Annotated in this window: 19 protein-coding genes and 1 riboswitch; of the genes, 5 read left to right on the top strand and 14 right to left on the bottom strand. The window is 39.5% G+C overall.

What is annotated here, in order from left to right; translation table 11 throughout:
• Positions 1-246: 246 nt before the first annotated feature.
• The gene (locus tag GH754_RS04635; RefSeq protein ID WP_153727547.1) at positions 247-1,545 is read right to left on the bottom strand and encodes an O-acetylhomoserine aminocarboxypropyltransferase/cysteine synthase family protein; all 1,299 of its coding nucleotides are present in this window, start codon (positions 1,543-1,545) and stop codon (positions 247-249) included.
• Positions 1,546-1,638: 93 nt separating this feature from the next.
• Positions 1,639-1,747: riboswitch (SAM riboswitch) on the bottom strand.
• A 209-nt stretch (positions 1,748-1,956) separates the two neighbouring features.
• Between GH754_RS04635 and GH754_RS04640 the strand changes: the two genes are divergently transcribed.
• Both GH754_RS04640 and GH754_RS04645 read left to right on the top strand, forming a co-directional pair.
• Entirely contained in the window at positions 1,957-2,733 is a 777-nt protein-coding gene (locus tag GH754_RS04640) for a yteA family sporulation protein (protein WP_153727548.1), read from the top strand.
• A 100-nt stretch (positions 2,734-2,833) separates the two neighbouring features.
• Complete coding sequence (locus tag GH754_RS04645) at positions 2,834-3,133, top strand: CHY zinc finger protein (protein WP_228550145.1); 300 nt, start codon at positions 2,834-2,836, stop codon at positions 3,131-3,133.
• A 38-nt stretch (positions 3,134-3,171) separates the two neighbouring features.
• On the opposite strand, the gene GH754_RS04650 is transcribed toward GH754_RS04645, so the two are convergent.
• The 4 genes from GH754_RS04650 to GH754_RS04665 form a co-directional block, all read right to left on the bottom strand.
• Entirely contained in the window at positions 3,172-4,164 is a 993-nt protein-coding gene (locus tag GH754_RS04650; protein WP_153727550.1) for a M20/M25/M40 family metallo-hydrolase, read from the bottom strand.
• A 249-nt stretch (positions 4,165-4,413) separates the two neighbouring features.
• Positions 4,414-4,992, bottom strand: coding sequence for a class D sortase (locus tag GH754_RS04655; RefSeq protein ID WP_323741857.1), 579 nt, complete (start codon positions 4,990-4,992; stop codon positions 4,414-4,416).
• A gap of 76 nt (positions 4,993-5,068) precedes the next feature.
• Entirely contained in the window at positions 5,069-5,926 is an 858-nt protein-coding gene (locus tag GH754_RS04660) for a sporulation protein (protein ID WP_323741858.1), read from the bottom strand.
• A gap of 184 nt (positions 5,927-6,110) precedes the next feature.
• On the bottom strand, positions 6,111-6,314 hold the full coding sequence (locus tag GH754_RS04665; RefSeq protein ID WP_153727551.1) for a CDGSH iron-sulfur domain-containing protein: 204 nt from the start codon (positions 6,312-6,314) through the stop codon (positions 6,111-6,113).
• A gap of 296 nt (positions 6,315-6,610) precedes the next feature.
• Here GH754_RS04665 and GH754_RS04670 point away from each other — a divergent pair, with 296 nt between their 5' ends.
• Positions 6,611-8,041, top strand: a complete 1,431-nt coding sequence (locus GH754_RS04670) for a SulP family inorganic anion transporter (protein WP_153727552.1) — start codon at positions 6,611-6,613, stop codon at positions 8,039-8,041.
• Between the two features lie 59 nt (positions 8,042-8,100).
• On the opposite strand, the gene GH754_RS04675 is transcribed toward GH754_RS04670, so the two are convergent.
• Together GH754_RS04675 and GH754_RS04680 are read right to left on the bottom strand one after the other, a co-directional pair.
• Complete coding sequence (locus GH754_RS04675; protein WP_153727553.1) at positions 8,101-8,268, bottom strand: hypothetical protein; 168 nt, start codon at positions 8,266-8,268, stop codon at positions 8,101-8,103.
• Positions 8,269-8,370: 102 nt separating this feature from the next.
• Positions 8,371-8,901 (bottom strand): D-glycero-alpha-D-manno-heptose-1,7-bisphosphate 7-phosphatase, encoded by a 531-nt coding sequence (locus tag GH754_RS04680; protein WP_153727554.1) that lies wholly within the window; start codon positions 8,899-8,901, stop codon positions 8,371-8,373.
• Positions 8,902-8,983: 82 nt separating this feature from the next.
• Between GH754_RS04680 and GH754_RS04685 the strand changes: the two genes are divergently transcribed.
• Entirely contained in the window at positions 8,984-9,658 is a 675-nt protein-coding gene (locus GH754_RS04685; RefSeq protein ID WP_228550125.1) for an SIMPL domain-containing protein, read from the top strand.
• Positions 9,659-9,691: 33 nt separating this feature from the next.
• On the opposite strand, the gene GH754_RS04690 is transcribed toward GH754_RS04685, so the two are convergent.
• Positions 9,692-10,414 carry a ZIP family metal transporter gene (locus GH754_RS04690; protein ID WP_153727555.1) on the bottom strand — a complete coding sequence of 241 codons (723 nt, stop codon included), beginning with the start codon at positions 10,412-10,414 and terminating at the stop codon, positions 9,692-9,694.
• 160 nt (positions 10,415-10,574) lie between these two features.
• Here GH754_RS04690 and msrA point away from each other — a divergent pair, with 160 nt between their 5' ends.
• On the top strand, positions 10,575-11,105 hold the full coding sequence (msrA, locus tag GH754_RS04695; protein ID WP_153727556.1) for a peptide-methionine (S)-S-oxide reductase MsrA: 531 nt from the start codon (positions 10,575-10,577) through the stop codon (positions 11,103-11,105).
• 53 nt (positions 11,106-11,158) lie between these two features.
• Here msrA and GH754_RS04700 read toward each other — a convergent pair whose 3' ends face one another.
• From GH754_RS04700 to GH754_RS04725, 6 genes are all read right to left on the bottom strand, one after another.
• Positions 11,159-11,560, bottom strand: a complete 402-nt coding sequence (locus GH754_RS04700) for a nucleoside 2-deoxyribosyltransferase (RefSeq protein WP_153727557.1) — start codon at positions 11,558-11,560, stop codon at positions 11,159-11,161.
• Between the two features lie 225 nt (positions 11,561-11,785).
• Positions 11,786-12,022 carry a hypothetical protein gene (locus tag GH754_RS04705; RefSeq protein ID WP_153727558.1) on the bottom strand — a complete coding sequence of 79 codons (237 nt, stop codon included), beginning with the start codon at positions 12,020-12,022 and terminating at the stop codon, positions 11,786-11,788.
• 57 nt (positions 12,023-12,079) lie between these two features.
• Positions 12,080-12,967, bottom strand: a complete 888-nt coding sequence (locus GH754_RS04710) for a manganese catalase family protein (RefSeq protein WP_153727559.1) — start codon at positions 12,965-12,967, stop codon at positions 12,080-12,082.
• Positions 12,968-13,036: 69 nt separating this feature from the next.
• Complete coding sequence (locus tag GH754_RS04715) at positions 13,037-15,070, bottom strand: iron ABC transporter permease (protein WP_153727560.1); 2,034 nt, start codon at positions 15,068-15,070, stop codon at positions 13,037-13,039.
• Positions 15,071-15,075: 5 nt separating this feature from the next.
• On the bottom strand, positions 15,076-16,086 hold the full coding sequence (locus tag GH754_RS04720) for an ABC transporter substrate-binding protein (RefSeq protein ID WP_153727561.1): 1,011 nt from the start codon (positions 16,084-16,086) through the stop codon (positions 15,076-15,078).
• A gap of 258 nt (positions 16,087-16,344) precedes the next feature.
• Entirely contained in the window at positions 16,345-17,175 is an 831-nt protein-coding gene (locus tag GH754_RS04725; RefSeq protein WP_153727562.1) for a patatin-like phospholipase family protein, read from the bottom strand.
• Positions 17,176-17,220 lie beyond the last annotated feature (45 nt).

The following is a 17,220-nucleotide window of genomic DNA, read 5'->3' on the forward strand; positions in this document are numbered from 1 at the left end:
GTTCTTTTTATCTACCCATCTTTTTTCACTTTACCAATCTACCATAGAATACGAACATAAATAAATAGTTTTTTAGAAAATGTAACAAACCTGTATAATACCTGACAAATATTTCAAAAAATGTGTCGAAAAATTCATTTAAAACCAATATCTTCATAGCAAGATACAACAAAAACACCCGTTCCTCGAGTATAACTCGATCGGATACGGGTGTTTATACCTTATTTAGGGTATGAGAATTTTAGATTATACAGGCTGTTTAACTGCTTTCTTAATGGCTTGATCCAAATCAGCTATAAGATCTTTTGGTGATTCAAGACCTACAGATAGTCGAATAAATTCCTCCGTTACACCTGCCTGCTTTAATTCCTCTGCACTTAACTGCTGATGTGTTGTAGATGCTGGGTGGATAATCAATGACTTAGCATCACCTACGTTCGCCAAATGAGACCATAGTTCAATGTTGTCAACAACCTTGCGTCCTGCTTCTCGATCTCCTTTAATACCAAATACAATTATAGATCCTGGACCTTGCTCAAAATATTTTTCGGACAAGGAATAGGAAGGATGATTAGATAGTCCTGGATAGGATACCCATTCTACATCTTCATGATTTTGTAAAAAGTTCGCGACTTCAAGTGCATTTTCATTATGCTTAGGTACACGTAAATGAAGCGTCTCTAATCCTTGAATAAGCTGGAATGCATTTTGTGGACTTAAACAAGGACCTAAATCACGCAATAATTGAACACGAAGCTTAGTACCAAAAGCGGCTCCTTCGAGATCAATTCCATAACGAATCCCATGATAGCTGCGGTCAGGCTCAACAAAATCTGGGAATTTTTCATTGTTCCAATTAAATTTGCCGGCATCGACAACGACACCACCTACAACCGTTCCATGTCCACCAATCCATTTAGTTGCCGAATGGATGACGACATCTGCTCCCCATTCAATTGGACGACAGGAATAAGGTGTCGCAAATGTGTTATCAATAAGTAATGGAATTTCATTTTCATGAGCAATATTCGCAACTGCTTCAATATCAAGTACGTGTAAACTAGGATTCCCAATTGTTTCAGCAAATATGGCTTTCGTTTTTGAATTAATTGCTTTTCTGAAATTTTCTGGGTCTTTTGGATCTACAAATTTTACATTAATACCATATTTCGGCAATGTAACAGAAAATAAATTAAAGGTTCCTCCATATAAATCCGTTGCGGCAACAATCTCATCACCAGCACTGGCAATGTTGAGAATTGATAAGGAAATGGCGGCCATTCCTGATGCCAGACCAACAGCATTGGTGCCTCCTTCTAATAATGCAACTCTTTTTTCAAAAACATCGACAGTCGGGTTCATGATTCGAGAATAAATGTTTCCTTCTTCCTGTAATCCAAATAAATTTTGGGCATGCTCTGTATCGCGGAACACATAAGATGTTGTTTGATAAATCGGAACAGCACGTGAGCCTGTAGTTGGATCTGGCTCCTGTCCCCCATGTAATAGTAAAGTTTCACGTCCTAAATTTTCTTCTTGACTCATTCTTACCACTCCTTCAGTTTAGTTTAAATCGGTAAGAGGGTGAACACTACAAAACCCTCTTCAATAAGAAGAGGGTTAATATGCGTATTCCTCCCCTTATCTTTCAGACCATTCGATCTGCAGGACTTGGCACCTTTTCAAGTCGTCACTTGAAGGTTGCCGGGCTTCACAGGGCCTTTCCCTCCGCCACTCTGGATAAGAGATTTTATGAAATTTTTGTAATTAGATTCATTTTTATGTAATGAACCTTAAAAGTAGTATAAAAAATAATAAATCTTCTGTCAATTACTTTTTTGAATTTTTTTTACGATAAGGAAAAAAACTCCTCTACTCGATGGATTTACCTTTATGAATTTCTCAAGTACAACAAACAATAGGCATATATGATGAAGATAAGGAAGGAGCTTGATTATGCTTACGAATGAACAATTATCTACCTTCCGTTCTCAATTGCAGAAGGCGAAGAAAGACATTGAGGATCGTTTTAAGGGAAATGATCATTTCGATTTAAATAAAGGCCATTATCATGAGTCAGTAGGTGAATTATCAAGCTACGACAACCACCCCGGCGACGAGGGGTCTGAATTATATGAGCGAGAGAAGGATATTGCGTTAAATGAGCACGTGGAGGATGAGTTAAAAGAAATTAATCACGCGTTAAAAGCGATTGAAGAAGGGACCTATGGGAAATGTCAGGTATGTGGGAAAGAGATCCCAGTAGAACGCTTGGAGGCTTTGCCAACCACTACTTATTGTATTGATCATACCCCTGAGCAACACACATCTACCCAACGTCCGATTGAGGAAGGGGTATTATTACCACCATTTGGAAAATTTGAATATGACGACACTGATGCTGTCATGTATGATGCAGAGGACTCCTGGCAGGAGGTTGCCAAATGGGGCACTTCCAATACTCCATCGGACTTTGCTGTTGCACCTGATGACTATAACGAAACGTACATCGAATCCGAGGACAGAGTCGGTTATGTTGAAGATTATGAGAATTTTGCTGGGAATGATATCGAAGGCAAAAATGTTCAGGTCTACCCTTCTCCTAGACACGAAGACTATGAAGAAGATCTGGATGAAGAAGGAACCATGAGCGTATTTGGTGACTTAAAGCCCTATGAAATAGATCCTTATACTGAGGAAGCACTTGAGGAAGAAAGAAATGATGAAAAATAGCCCTTATTAGGGTTATTTTTCATGCCTTCATTACGGTATAATGGAGATAAACATTACGTAATGAGGGATAACAATGGGCATTTCAATAAAAGGTGTAGATATGGATTCGCAGACAAGATGCAAGCATTACCACTCTAATGAAGATGTGATCGCTATTCGTATGGGGTGCTGTGAAACCTTTTATGCCTGTTATAAGTGTCATGAAGAACTATCGAACCACCAAGCCATGTCTGTTAAAAAGACTGATTTTCATCAACCACATGTGTTGTGTGGTAATTGTAATTATATTTTAACGGTAAATGAATACATTACAAGCAAGTATCAATGTCCACATTGTCGTATAGCTTTTAATCCAAACTGCAGTCTTCATAATCATCTTTATTTTGAGCAAACCTGTTAAAAACTCCTTTACACATAAAGCGTGAAGGAGTTTTTATTTTATAACTCAGGTTCTTCATATTCATAATTAACAGGCACTGGAGCAACATTTGACCTCTCTAACGCAGGTGTATCCTTGCGTGCAATTTGATGCACCGCAGCCCCCACAATATTTCCAACGTCCTTTAATTTTTCCTTACTAATATAATCAATGATGTCATCCTCTGAGTGATACCACGGCTCAAGTGGTGTATGAATAAATAGGGCAGCTGGAATACCTAGGTTATGGAATGGAACATGGTCACTGCGGCCAAGCTCACTATATGGTACAGCATCCTCACTAACCCGCGAACCGGCTGCTGCACCTAAGTCTGTCACAGTGTTTTGTTTACCGTCTGCAGTAAACATCACTAAGTCACCCGCATCAGCACTCCCCACCATATCTAATTGGAACATAGCAACCGTCTTTTCGGCTTCCTCTTCCGTTATGGCTTCGGCGTATTTACGAGATCCCCACAGGCCATTTTCTTCTGCACCAAATGCAACAAACTTAATCGTTGTATCTGTAGGTGTGTTAGCGAATACTCTAGCTAACTCTAGAAGTGCACCTGTACCTGAAGCATCGTCATTTGCTCCTGGTCCCCAAGCAACACTATCATGATGGGAGCCCACAATAATTTGTTGACCTGTGTCATGATTTTTCTTTGGTTCTTTGACAGCTTCCACGTTGTAAGAGGTAATCTCTTCTCCACCCCATGAGGTAAATGTGAACTCCTGAACATCGACTTGCTCATACCCATAACTTTCAAACTGTTCAACCAAATAATCTACTGTCTGTAATTCACCTTCTGTCCCTGCAGCTCGAGAACCGATTTCTTCAGATAAATAAGAAATATGCTGATAAATATTATCTACATCCACCCTCTTTACAATCTTATTATCAAAAGCTTGGTTGGACTCTCCATTTGAAGATGCATCCGCAGCCACAAATGACGGTGTCACCATTAACATAAGAATCGTCATGAGAAGACTGGAAACTTTCAAGCGCTTCATAACCCCACATCCTTTCTAATTTTTCATGTTATAAATTCGAGGGTTATGTACGATTACCTTCTTTATTTCCTAAAAATGGCAAAAAGGATGTGGTGGGTTGGATGGGAGATACGACTTATGTCCTGATGGGTCTATAGAGGATTATGACGTACGAAAAATCAACACAAACAAAAAAAATGAGCGTCATAAACTACTCATGACGCCCATTACCCGTATTTGTTCAAGCAATTAAATCAAACCCATCAAACCCTATTTAGGATAAGCATAAATAATATACCGTTCTGGAGCATTTCCTATAAAACCAAATGGATAACATGTGGAAAGAGTCAACACTTCTTCAGGATAGTCCCTGATGACAGTTGTATCATCCGCGTCTACAATTTCTGTTTCCGCGATTTCATATGTATAGCTTCCATAGGGTAAATCGACAATAAGCTCATCACCTAATTGGAGCTCCCCTACTTTTTGAAAAACCGTATCACGATGACCTGATAATAAAATCTGATTTCCTTGACCAGGTAAAACTGTTGAACTGTAGTGTCCTACCCCTTGTTCTAAATCATCTTCACTTGTTCCCTCCACAATGGGCAATTCACCATCTATTGCAGGCAGGTGCAGCATACCGATCACATCGCCATCATTAGCCGTGAAATTTTCCGCCGACATTTTTTCCTGTTGGTTATTATTTTTATTCGATTCAGGATTTACTAGCTCCTTAGCCTCAGCCAGGGATTCCTTTTGGTTTTGATTTGCACTCCAAATATTCCAGCCTGAGTAGATTAACAAGCCCAATCCAAAAGCCATAAGTATGAACGATAGTTTCTTCACGGTATAGACAACTCCATTTCTTCCTTATTAACTCCATTTTAACATGGCTCCTATCACTAAGACAGCTGGAACGAAATCAACTATGCTGCTGAATCGTCCTCCTTAATGTATCCGCAACACTTGAAGTATCCGACTTCAATTCATTAGCAGGGAAGGTAAGTCTTACAAAGCTTTCATCCATATCCAAAGCTTCATCAAATAAGCTACCAATTCCCTTTGCACGGCGATCGACCTGTAAGAGGACATCCACTCCGTTTTCTTTCATAAAAAACATAGCCTCAAGTTCATCTAAGTCTCTACGAAATTCGTTTCCTGGTAAAAATTCAAATTCTTGAACATAACGATATCGTCTGGAATATTCCATCTCCACTTTTCTCAGCTGAAAGCCAAGATGATTCGTTAACGCATCTAAAAGGATGTTCATATATGAGTGTGGTTTGACTTGGATAAAATCTCGATCATTTGGGTCAATGGCATTCGGAACATCTAACCCAGTCTGTATCCATACCTTTGTTTTTTTGAAAGTAGGTGGCGTATGAACTGGTAGAGTAAACTGAAAATCAATCTCCTTTCTCTCCCCTTCTTGAATCACAAAGGATTGACCAATTGAAAAGGAGTCAAGAACAACATTATCATATACTTTACGGTCATCCTTTTCACGCACCACTTCTGTCATAACAAAAAGCTGAATGCGGTCGATTTGTTGTTCTGTGTTTCCACCTTGAATGACAACCTTACCTTGAACCTCCTGCCCTGGTTCAAGCTGGGTATTGTCTAATTGTGTATCTACCTTAGCACTTCCAATTCCAACACTGGCTAACCATTTCTTTAACATCATCATCTCTCCCTTAAAGCCAATAGTTTCAATCCCGTTCGTTTTCTTCACTTTCAACACAGGAAAAACACTGGAGCTTTCCATTCTCATGAACCCCATCTAAAAAACCATCCATGCAGAAGACATCCTGACCACAGGTTTGACATTGACCAACCTTTTCCTTCAAGCAACTCCCACCTTTTATATTTTCATTATAATATTCGTCATTAAAAACTCTTAGTCCTGCCTATGACTTTTCATTAAAAAATCCGTGAACCTATCCTAGCTCACGGATTTTCCAAAATTACTTAGCTCTTGGCTGACTCTCAAATCCTATCTTTTTATGGGTTCCATCACAAAATGGTTTATTTGATGAATGCCCACAGCGACACAGGGAAAAGCTTGCTTTTGTTTCGAATGCATTCCCCTCTTTATCCACTAACTCTACGTCTCCTGTAACTCGCAAGGAACCATTGTCGTTCACTTTAATTTGTACCTTTTCACTCATATTTGTTCTCCTCCCCTTTGTTTATAATCTCTTCTACTATGATAATACAAAGTACAAAAAATTAAAAATACTTAACTTATGAGGCCTGTGCTATTATTTTCGACCTAGCCCAATCACTTTTCATTTTCAGAAGTATTTAAGCGAAAATCAAATTAAATTAGCGAAACAAACGCTTTCATTTGTTTTTTTCGAACTATGAATTTGTGACAAACCTGTGTATAATCAATTCTTGTGTGCAACGGAACGATTTTCGTGAGAGTCGAAAATCATTACAAAAAAAACGAGGTGAAGACAACTTGAAGGATTGGTTTGGAAATATTAAAGGAGACACCCTCGCAGGCATTACGGTCGCATTTGCACTCATTCCTGAGGCTATTGCTTTTGCGATTATAGCAGGTGTTGATCCAATGGTTGGATTATACGCATCCTTTTGTATCGCGGTAACCATTGCCATCGTCGGTGGACGACCTGGAATGATTTCAGCTGCAACTGGAGCTATGGCCCTTTTGATGGTAACCTTGGTTGCCGATTACGGTGTGGAATATTTATTTGCCGCTACAATTTTAACCGGAATTATTCAGATTTTATTTGGTATATTTAAGCTTGGTCGTTTTATTACCTTTATTCCCCACTCGGTTATGATTGGGTTTGTCAATGCGTTAGCTATTTTAATCTTTTTAGCACAGCTTCAACACTTTGTAGGTGCATCTTGGGTGATGTATGCATTTGTTTTGGGAACACTCGCCATTATTTATTTGTTACCTAAATTAACGACAGCTGTTCCTTCAGCACTAGTTGCCATTATCGTTATGACTGTTGTCGCAATCGCTGGAGGATTTAACCTTTCAACAGTTGGGGATATGGGGCAAATTACAAGTAAGCTTCCTATCTTCCAAGTTCCTGAGGTTTTATTTAGCCTTGAAACGTTAATGATTATTTTTCCATATTCATTAACACTTGCGATTGTTGGTTTACTTGAATCGTTATTAACCGCTACGATTGTGGATGAAATGACGGATACCAAAAGTAATAAAAACAAGGAAGCAAGTGGTCAAGGGATTGCCAATGTGGTAGCCGGCTTTTTCGGTGGAATGGCTGGTTGTGCCATGATTGGACAATCTGTAATCAACGTGAAGTCAGGTGGTAGAGGCCGTCTTTCCGCACTTGTAGCAGGATCCTTTTTACTTTTCCTTATTTTAGTAATGGGTGAGATTGTGGCCATGATTCCAATGGCAGCCTTAGTTGGGGTCATGATTATGGTGTCCATTGGCACCTTTGATTGGCAGTCCTTACGTGAATTGCCGAAAATTCCACGCAGTGATGCCTTTGTGATGGTCACAACTGTTGGAATTGTCGTTTATACCCACGACTTAGCTAAAGGGGTTATTGCAGGTGTTATTATTAGTGCACTTGTATTTGGCTGGAAAATGGCTCAAATCAAAGTATCCTCTAAACAAGACAATGAAACCAAAACGTATACTGTATCAGGGCAATTATTTTTTGCCTCCACATCAAACTTTATCGATAGCTTTCAATATGACACAGACCCAGAGCAGGTTATTATCGATTTTTCTCATGCCCATATCTGGGACCATTCTGCTGTTAATGCGATTGCAAAGGTAAAGAAAAAATATAATAATATGAATATTTCCGTAACAATCATTGGTTTAAATCAGGAAAGTAACCAGTTGGTTGAGAAAATTGGGCTATCTCCATCAGGTCACTAAAAGTAGAAAACCCTTGAACTTAGTGTTTTTCAAACACAAGTTCAAGGGTTTTTTATCAATTAATGCTGGGTAAACCATGCAACAATAGAGGTCAATACATACATGATGGGATCCTTCGTTTGCTTTTTTTCATGTTGAATACGTTCATTAAGCTCTTTTTTTAATTCTGGTTTATCTTCCTCCCATTTTTTCAGAGCCTGTCTTCTATAACTAGATTCAAACATCATAAGCGAACCCTCCATCCAAGAAGTATGTAAACGCTTTCTGTATTGGTATTATAACACCTTATTGGCTGTAATGTCATGATATAAATCACAGGTTAATCACATTTATTTACCCTCAACTATCCAATTAGCCACGGATAGAAGGTCAGGAAAAAACATATCAGCATCTGCCTTTTCATCTTTTCTATCGCCTACTAAAATTGTTTTCGTTCCTGCTTCTTTTCCGGCCACTATATCTGGTTCACGATCCCCCACCATGTAGCTATTTTCCAAATCAATTTCGTGCTTGTCAGCCAAATCTAAAATCATCTGCGGTTTTGGTTTACGACAGGCACAGTTTGCATGGGGCTTATGTGGACAATAAGTGACATCATCTATTTTTGCGCCATACTTAGTTAAATCATCCACCATTTTTTGGTGAATATCATGTAAGGCCGTTTCCTTCATATACCCAAGTCCTATCCCACCTTGATTAGTAACCACAAAGACCTTAAAGCCCTCATCATTAAAAAGTTTAATTGCCTCTCCCACTCCGTCTAGTAAATGAAAGTCTTTAGGTTTGTTGACGAACTTCACACGAGAGCTGAGTACTTCATTGATGACTCCATCCCGGTCTAAAAACATACCGACATTCATCCCGTCACTCCTTTAACGTTTTATTGATGATTGTGTATAAATAAGAATAAATTGGTAAAAAGCAAACAAAGGAAGTGATTCTATGTATAACCCCAACGCTTTTCCATCCTACCAGTTAATGCGCTCCCCGCAGCAAAATTCATTTTCACTAAAAGTATTAGGAGAAGGTACAGTATCCATTCAGCCCAATCGAGCGATTATCTCATTAGGAGTTGTCACAGAAGATCAAAATTTACAACAAGCTCAACAAACAAATGCTCAAACATCATCTAATGTCATTTCAGCTGTACGACAATATGTATCGAATGATCAGATTCAAACCCGTACCTACCGAATCGATATCCAATATGATTATAAAGACGGTGAACAAATCTTTCGCGGATATCGAGTGACCAACATTATCGATGTAACCATTGACCAAATCGATCAAGTTGCTCCATTAATTGACTCGGCTGTTTCAAGTGGCGCAAATACTGTCAAAAATATCCAAATGACCGTTTCTAATCCCTCTACCTATAAGCAACAAGCCCTCCAAAAAGCCATTCAAAATGCTCAGGAAAAAGCAAAGCTTGTTGGAGAGACTTTAAACATCTCGATTCAAACTATCCCATATCAGATTAAAGAAAGGATTCAACCAGAGGACGATAGACCAAGAAATCTAGTATTAGGAATATCAACCGAAAGCCCAACCACCCCGATTGAACCCGGTTTATTAGAAGTAACGTCGGTAGTAGAAGCAAAATTTACTACATCTTAAGTATGTAAGCGCCGTTTGATGAGAACGGCGCTCTTAGATAAACGTAAGAATAAGCGATAGAATTAAACCAACAGAAGTGATTAAACCTACAATTCTTCCTCCATCACTGTAGGCTTCAGGCATCATAGTGGAGCTGACCATGGCAATAATACCCCCGGCAGCAAACGTATTTATAGAAGCTATCCAATGACCTGAAGCACTGTCTAACCATACATACCCCCCCAACGAACTTAAAGCTGTTAGGATAAACACTACAATCCAAAGGGTAAGAATTTTCATTTTTGAATATTGATCCTGCTTTAACCCAATGGTACTGGATAACCCCTCGGGTAAATTACTAATAAAAATAGCAATTACAAGAACTAGGCTAACAGACATATCAATCATACTTATTCCGATAACCACAGCTTCTGGCAAAGAATCAATAATCGTCCCTACGAATATAGCAAGTCCCGAATGTCCCTCTGGATTTTTACTCGATCGTTTCCGTTGACTTGCTCCCTTCTTAGCCAGTAAGGAATTAATAATAGTAAATAAGGCTGCCCCAGCAAGGAAACCAATTGTCGTAGGTACAAGCCCTTCCTCTTTTGCAGCTACATATAGCATTTCAAAGGCTGCAGCCCCAATCAGAACTCCAGACCCAAACGCCATCACATAAGCGATAATCTTCTTCGGAATATCGAAGTAAAGTCCAATCAACGCCCCAATAAAAAGGGCAGAACCTGCAAGTCCTCCCCATAATAATGCTTGTAGCATCGACCTTCTCCTCTATCTTATATGTTTATTACTAATTATTTTATTACGTCTGTAACAAAACATACACTTAAGGATATTTTCAAACTAATTAAATTTATTGAATACTTTTCCTTTATAATGATATACTTTTTACACTTATAAAAAGAAAGAATGGTGTCATATGAGCAATCAGTTCGAAAAAGCAACATTTGCTGGGGGATGTTTTTGGTGCATGGTCAAACCCTTCGACCAATGGGAAGGTATTGAAGGAATAATTTCTGGTTATACAGGCGGGCATGTAGATAATCCAACATATGAAGAAGTCAAAACAGGAGAAACAGGTCATTACGAAGCGGTACAAATCACCTTTGATCCAAGTTTGTTTCCATATGAAAAATTACTTGAGCTTTATTGGCAGCAAATTGATCCTACAGATGCAGGAGGACAGTTCCATGACCGCGGGGATCAATATCGAACGGCTATTTTTTATCACAACGAGAATCAAAAACAATTAGCCGAGAAAACAAAAGCAGAGCTAGCAGAAAGCGGCAAGTTTAAAGCACCAATCGTAACGGAAATTTTGCCTGCGAAAACCTTCTATCCGGCAGAGGATTACCATCAAGATTTTTACAAAAAAAATCCTGATGAGTATCAAGAGGACCGCGCCAAATCCGGTCGGGATGAGTTTTTGGAGGAACATTGGGATAAATAATATTTTAAAGGGATACCCAATCCAATGGTTATCCCTTTTTTCATAAGGGCGAACTAATGAAGCAGCTTCCCTTCATAATGGTGAATTTCACTAATAAAGTTGTCTAATAAACCCACAAATTTATGAATTCCGTTCACATAATAAAATGTACTAGTATTTTGGATGTCAAATATATCATGATCAGGAGAATAAAGATAAACGCGCTTCCTCATGGCCAGAGCCATTCCTAATTCTGTGTGGCTACCAACTCCTGCTGGCATTATCATCACTAAAAAATCCGCTTGACGTACGCCCTCTTTCTCCATTTCCCCAATTTCTTTTAGTTCGCTATAGGTTTCTGCAGGAGCATTCCTCGTCCAATCATATGTAAGTGAAAACCCATATTCCTTTAACCTACTTGCAACGTAACGTGCTTTTTCTTTGTTTTTTAGACTAGATGCAATGTAAAAATTCAATCGATCCTCTCCTTGATTTGCTGCTCGGATTTTAATGGTATTATATCATATTTTCTAGCATTCACTTTGGTGGAGATGGTTTGGCTAGTGGGCCTCTTTAGCAAGATGGTGAGGGTGTTTAGCATTTGAGGCGTGGAGTTTAGCGTGGGTATCCTCGGCTTTAGCATTAAAACTGTAAACTTTAGCATTTAACCTGTGCTTCAGCATTTCGCAAGTGGGCTTTAGCTATTGACTGGGCAACTCTAGCATAACCAGCTCACTCTTCAGCATTTGGTCGGGTTCAGCAAATATGATCGGACCTTTAGCATCTGAAACGCAGTCATCAGCATCCACACCCTCGCCTTTAGCAAAATCCCAGTCTACTTCAGCATATAACCCTCCCTTCAGCATTTCACGAGTGAAGTTCAGCAAAATACGAATTAACTTCAGCATACCCGCACTAAACTTCAGCATACCCACCACAAGCACTCACCTCCATCAACAAAACCAAAACCCAGCAGTAATCCTGCTGGGTTCTCATTAGTTAAGCGGACCTTGATCCATATTTCCTTGTTCATACTCAGCACCCTCTGTTCCAGGCGGCATTTGCCCCGGTGTTGGAGTTCCATGCACATAGTTAGGTGGTTGAGTGAGGTCTGGGATTTGTCCCATCGCCTCTGGATTTTCAATATATTCAAATTCACCTTGTCCATCCATTGCAGGCCCATGCGCCCAGCTACCTTTTTCACTTTCTGTCCCTTTAGAGAAGTTCATAAAGGAATAGGCAACCTCTTGTTTTTCTAGATTTTTAGGGAAAGTGCTCGGAACAACTGCAGATTGTTGTTGCTCCAACTCCTCTATGGCTGCCATCCACTGGTTTTGATGCATCTTATCTCTTGCAATAAGGAATGATAGCATATCTCGTACGCCAGGGTCACTTGTGGACTCATACAATCTTACAACCTGCAAACGCCCCTGTGATTCTGCATTCAGATTGGCCCGAAAATCCGCCAGTAAGTTTCCACTTGAGATCATATAGCGAGAATTCCAAGGGTAACCTGCACTATCTGTCGGCGTTGCCCCTAAGCCTGACACAATCATATGCTGTGGATTCATTCCACCTAACACTGCCTCCACTACAGGATCCTTTGCTGCCTCCTCCTGTTCTTTTGCAGGTGCACCGTCCAACAAATGAGCAATCATGGTAGCTATCATCTCGACATGAGCAATTTCCTCAGTTCCAATGTCTAAGATCATATCTCGATATTTTTTCTCACCGCGACAGTTAAATCCTTGAAAAAGGTATTGCATCATGACTGTCATCTCACCAAATTGTCCACCGAGTATTTCCTGAAGCTTTTTTGCATAAACCGGATCTGGTCGTTCTGGCTTAGCATTATACTGCAATTCCTTGACGTGATAGAACATTAAAAGTGCCTCCTTGTCCATAGGTTATCCATAGACTTTGCATCAAGCACCTTCAATATTCTTCCTTCATTATCGTCGCACTGTATTCGTCCGTTTCATTAACCATAAAAAGTAAGGAGCACCGATTAATGCCACTAAAACTCCAGAAGGAATTTCCTTGGGTACAAGCAAGGTACGGCTTAAAATATCCGCTATAGTTAAAAAGATGGCACCGGTAATTGCAGTTAAAGGAAGTAACTGTTTGTTATTTGGACCGATTAAAATTCGAGCTAGATGCGGGGCAATTAATCCGATAAAACCAATAGTCCCGACTGTAGCTACACATGCCGCCGCTAATATCGTCGCTAACATCGCCATAACAAAGCGAGTTGATTTTACTTGTAATCCCAATCCTGATGCTGTGTCATCTCCTAATGAAAGGACATCCAATTTCTTCATTTGTATATATAGTAGTGGGACTAAAATTACAATCGGTACGAGTAAGTATTGCAGTAATTCTGGCCATCCTCTGGCATAGGTACTTCCAGATAACCAGGTTAAAGCAGATGCTACTCCTAGGTCTGCTTCGACTACCAGGATTTGAATTATAGATGACCCGAAAGCTGAGATACCAATACCTAATAACGCAACTACAGATGGTTGAAAATTAGACTTAAAGGAGAAAAGCATAATCAATAAGAAAGCTACAATGGCACCAACGAACGCTCCAACTGGTATAAAGAAAGCAGGCAAACTTAGGACATATAAAACTAATAAAGCTCCTACACCCGCACCAGATGTTATTCCAATAACAGATGGGTCTGCTAACGGATTTCTCAAAATTCCCTGTAAAACGAGCCCAGCAATCGCTAACCCTGCCCCACTAACAGCAGCTACTAGAATTCTCGGCAAGCGCAAATCTAATATTAGATTACGCATGAAATCATTGGTGTTTCCCATTAAAGTATCCAGCGTATACCCTATTTCCATCCCGTAATTCCCTGTTGAGATTCCAAGGAAAATTGCGATTCCTAGTAACAAAAATAATGAAGGAAAAAGGAATTTCATCGGTATTGGGATGTTGGCTCTACCAGCTGAAATAGCTCCCTTCTCATCAGCATTCGATTTGTGTTTCCATATGACGAGTAGGATTAACCAAGGTGCACCTATTAAAGCCGTAATGGCACCAACTGGTAATTCAGAAAAGGAGTCATCAATCACACGCGCCAACACATCAGCTCCTACTAGTACATTGGCTCCCCAAATAAATGTAGCAGGAATTAAAAGAGCATGAGTTCTATAACCAATTAATTTGACGAGATGTGGAGCAATAAGACCCACAAATCCAATTGGCCCGACAACACTCACTGTAACTGCTGTTAAAAATACAGCGTTTAATAGTGAGAGGAGCTTGACTCGGTTCACATTTTGACCTAAGGATGTGGAAACCTCTTCACTAAGCCGTAAAATATCAAGCTTATTAGACATGATAAATAAGGCGATTGTGCTAATAACGACAAGGGGTAGAGCAAATTGAACCCCACTCCAGTTATTCTGGACTAAAGAGCCTGCACCCCATAAAAACAAACCACTCGTTTCATATTCATAAAAGATTTGGAGTACAGAAGTGAACGAGGAAAACATGATGCTCACTACCATACCAGCTAACACCATTTTGACAGGTGTTGATGTGGCTCCACCACCTGAGAGAGTATAAACTAAGAAGGCCGTCAGAAGCCCCCCTGCCATCGCTACAAACAACCCATTTGCCCCTAAGGCTGCAGGAAAGAATACGGTTGCAAACACAACAGCGAAAAAGGTTCCAGAGTGAATTCCTAGTGTACTTGCTGAGGCTAACGGGTTTTTAGTAACGGTTTGAAGAACGGCACCGGAAACGGCTAAAGCACCACCGGCCAGAATGCCCATTGCCACTCTTGGAAGACGTAAATAACGGACTGTGTGGTGTTCCAAGGTATCTTCAGGCGAAAGTATTGCATCTAGCACGGTCCCAAAAGGAATTTGTGCATTTCCTTGATTGATATGTATAAAGGCTAAGACAAACAAAAGCGCGGCTCCCCCTCCAAAGGTGAGAACCGCCTTTATCCATTTATTTACACCTGACATCTACATCACTTCTTTTCTAACATGACTTCAGCAATCTGATTGGCAAAGGTTTCAGCTGATAGTGGACCTCCAAATGTCCAAGTGTCTCCAGGTAATTGATACATCCGATCATTCTTAACGAAATCAAGGTTTTCCCATGCAGGGTTGCCCTTTAATTGATTTTCGAAGACATTATCGTCCTCTTGAACGATATAGAAGAAATGGGCATCTTGGAAGTTTTGTAGTGCTTCAACATCAGTTTGATTGTATCCATAAACTTCCCAGTTGGTTTCATCGTAAGCATTTTGTAATCCCAGTTTCTCCATAATCATGGTAGCCATTCCGTTTTCAGTAAACAAGCGGATGGTTGGAGTATTTTGTCCACTGTATGCTTGTGTTAACACAAAAGGCGTTTCTTCAAATCCACCCTCTGTTAATTTTGTTTTAACATCTTCAAAGGTTCCTTCCATATTCGAAAGCACTACTTCAGCTTGATCTTCTTTCCCCATTACTTTAGCAATTTTCTTGAAGGTTTCTGTCATTTCCTGATACTGATCGCTATCTTCATCCTCAGGATATGGGTTAAATGCTAGGGTTGGGGCGATTGATTTTAAATCTTCCATAATGGCATCATGGCGGTAGCTTGCTGTAATAATTAAGTCGGGATTTAATCTTGAGATCGCTTCTAGGTTTGGTTCTTGTCGAGTTCCTACATCTTCAACCTCACCAGATAGTTCCGCATCAATGTTCACCCAATTATGATACCCTTCAATATCTGCCATCCCAACAGGTTGAACACCAAGAGCTAATAAATCTTCAGCATAAACCCATTCTAAAACAACAACCCTTTTTGGAGTTCCATCAATCGTTTGCTCCCCGTAAACATCCTTTATTGTAACAGATGTGCTTTCTTCTGTTGAGTTACCATTTTCCGTTTCTTGATTATCAGCATTGTCTCCTTCTTGATCATTCGTACCCCCACATGCTGCTAATACGAATAATATACTAGTTAAAAGTAAGATAAGGCTTTTTTTCATTTCGTTTCCTCCTAATTATGTATTATTTCATGATTATAATTGAAAAACATTATCAATTGAGACTCACTGATAATGATAATTATAATCAACTAGGTTGTCAATCCTATTCTGAAAATTATTATCCATTTCGTATATTTAGCATACTCCGTAAAAATTTATAAAATCTCTAATAAAAGCTTATGCTTGTTGAATTTTTTGGGACATTAACTTGTGCAAAAAAAGAGAGATGAACAAAATCCGTTCATCTCCTGTGTTCATCTATTTCATTAATGATGTTAGAATATCCTTTATGTGCTCTTTAGTATATTGGTATCCAACTTCAATACAATCAGAAATTTTATCATAATCAAACAGTCCGACGTCCCCTAAGTTTGGCTTTAAACAAATATCTGCTGAATCCTGCTCTTCCTTCATTTGCTCTTCTAATAAAATTGTCATTGATTGGTTTAAAATCGTGGACATATCTTCAAATGGTTCTCTCTCTTCAAACGTTGATAAGGGATCGATGGCTAGAATATGTTTCGCACCTAGATTTTTCACCACATCAACTGGACAATTTCTCATCAATCCCCCATCAACAAGGATGTGATCACCCCATCTTACTGGCTTATATAAAACCGGAATTGAACTACTTGCCCGTACTGCTTGATCCATAGGCATATTGGTGATTGTGGTGTACCCAGCTACCTCTTCACTAGCAATCACTACGGGTTCTTTTTTTCTTATATCTGTTGCCGCAACAGCACATGGAATTTGACAAGCTGAGAAAAGGTCATCATGAGTCATTCGATTTAATAAGGATTGAAGCTTATCTCCTTTAACCCCCCCATCAAGCTTTCGTCGAAAAAAACAAAACCTACGAATAATTCCGCTCCAATTGACATCCATATGATGCTTCCCCATTGTGGAGACAGCATCTTCAATTTGTTGAGATGTGTAACCATAGGCATACAAAGCTGCCACTATTGAACCTGCACTTGTGCCGCCTATATGAGTGATGGTAATCCCTTCTTCATCCAAGGCTCTTAGCACCCCTATGGCTGCAAACTTCGGAACACAGCCTCCTGCAATTGCAATTCCTGTTTCCATTTTCTTCACCACTTATCTCTTTAAATTGAAAACATGAATTTCTAT

The organism is Salinibacillus xinjiangensis (assembly GCF_009649735.1).
Lineage (GTDB): Bacteria > Bacillota > Bacilli > Bacillales > Alkalibacillaceae > Salinibacillus > Salinibacillus xinjiangensis.

Coding starts and splice junctions, on each gene's coding strand:
- GH754_RS04635 (WP_153727547.1), bottom strand. CDS start 1,545: ATGAGTCAAGAAGAAAATTTAGGACGTGAAACTTTACTATTACATGGG.
- GH754_RS04640 (WP_153727548.1), top strand. CDS start 1,957: ATGCTTACGAATGAACAATTATCTACCTTCCGTTCTCAATTGCAGAAG.
- GH754_RS04645 (WP_228550145.1), top strand. CDS start 2,834: ATGGATTCGCAGACAAGATGCAAGCATTACCACTCTAATGAAGATGTG.
- GH754_RS04650 (WP_153727550.1), bottom strand. CDS start 4,164: ATGAAGCGCTTGAAAGTTTCCAGTCTTCTCATGACGATTCTTATGTTA.
- GH754_RS04660 (WP_323741858.1), bottom strand. CDS start 5,926: ATGGGGTTCATGAGAATGGAAAGCTCCAGTGTTTTTCCTGTGTTGAAA.
- GH754_RS04665 (WP_153727551.1), bottom strand. CDS start 6,314: ATGAGTGAAAAGGTACAAATTAAAGTGAACGACAATGGTTCCTTGCGA.
- GH754_RS04675 (WP_153727553.1), bottom strand. CDS start 8,268: ATGATGTTTGAATCTAGTTATAGAAGACAGGCTCTGAAAAAATGGGAG.
- GH754_RS04680 (WP_153727554.1), bottom strand. CDS start 8,901: ATGAATGTCGGTATGTTTTTAGACCGGGATGGAGTCATCAATGAAGTA.
- GH754_RS04685 (WP_228550125.1), top strand. CDS start 8,984: ATGTATAACCCCAACGCTTTTCCATCCTACCAGTTAATGCGCTCCCCG.
- GH754_RS04690 (WP_153727555.1), bottom strand. CDS start 10,414: ATGCTACAAGCATTATTATGGGGAGGACTTGCAGGTTCTGCCCTTTTT.
- msrA (WP_153727556.1), top strand. CDS start 10,575: ATGAGCAATCAGTTCGAAAAAGCAACATTTGCTGGGGGATGTTTTTGG.
- GH754_RS04710 (WP_153727559.1), bottom strand. CDS start 12,967: ATGTTCTATCACGTCAAGGAATTGCAGTATAATGCTAAGCCAGAACGA.
- GH754_RS04715 (WP_153727560.1), bottom strand. CDS start 15,070: ATGTCAGGTGTAAATAAATGGATAAAGGCGGTTCTCACCTTTGGAGGG.
- GH754_RS04720 (WP_153727561.1), bottom strand. CDS start 16,086: ATGAAAAAAAGCCTTATCTTACTTTTAACTAGTATATTATTCGTATTA.
- GH754_RS04725 (WP_153727562.1), bottom strand. CDS start 17,175: ATGGAAACAGGAATTGCAATTGCAGGAGGCTGTGTTCCGAAGTTTGCA.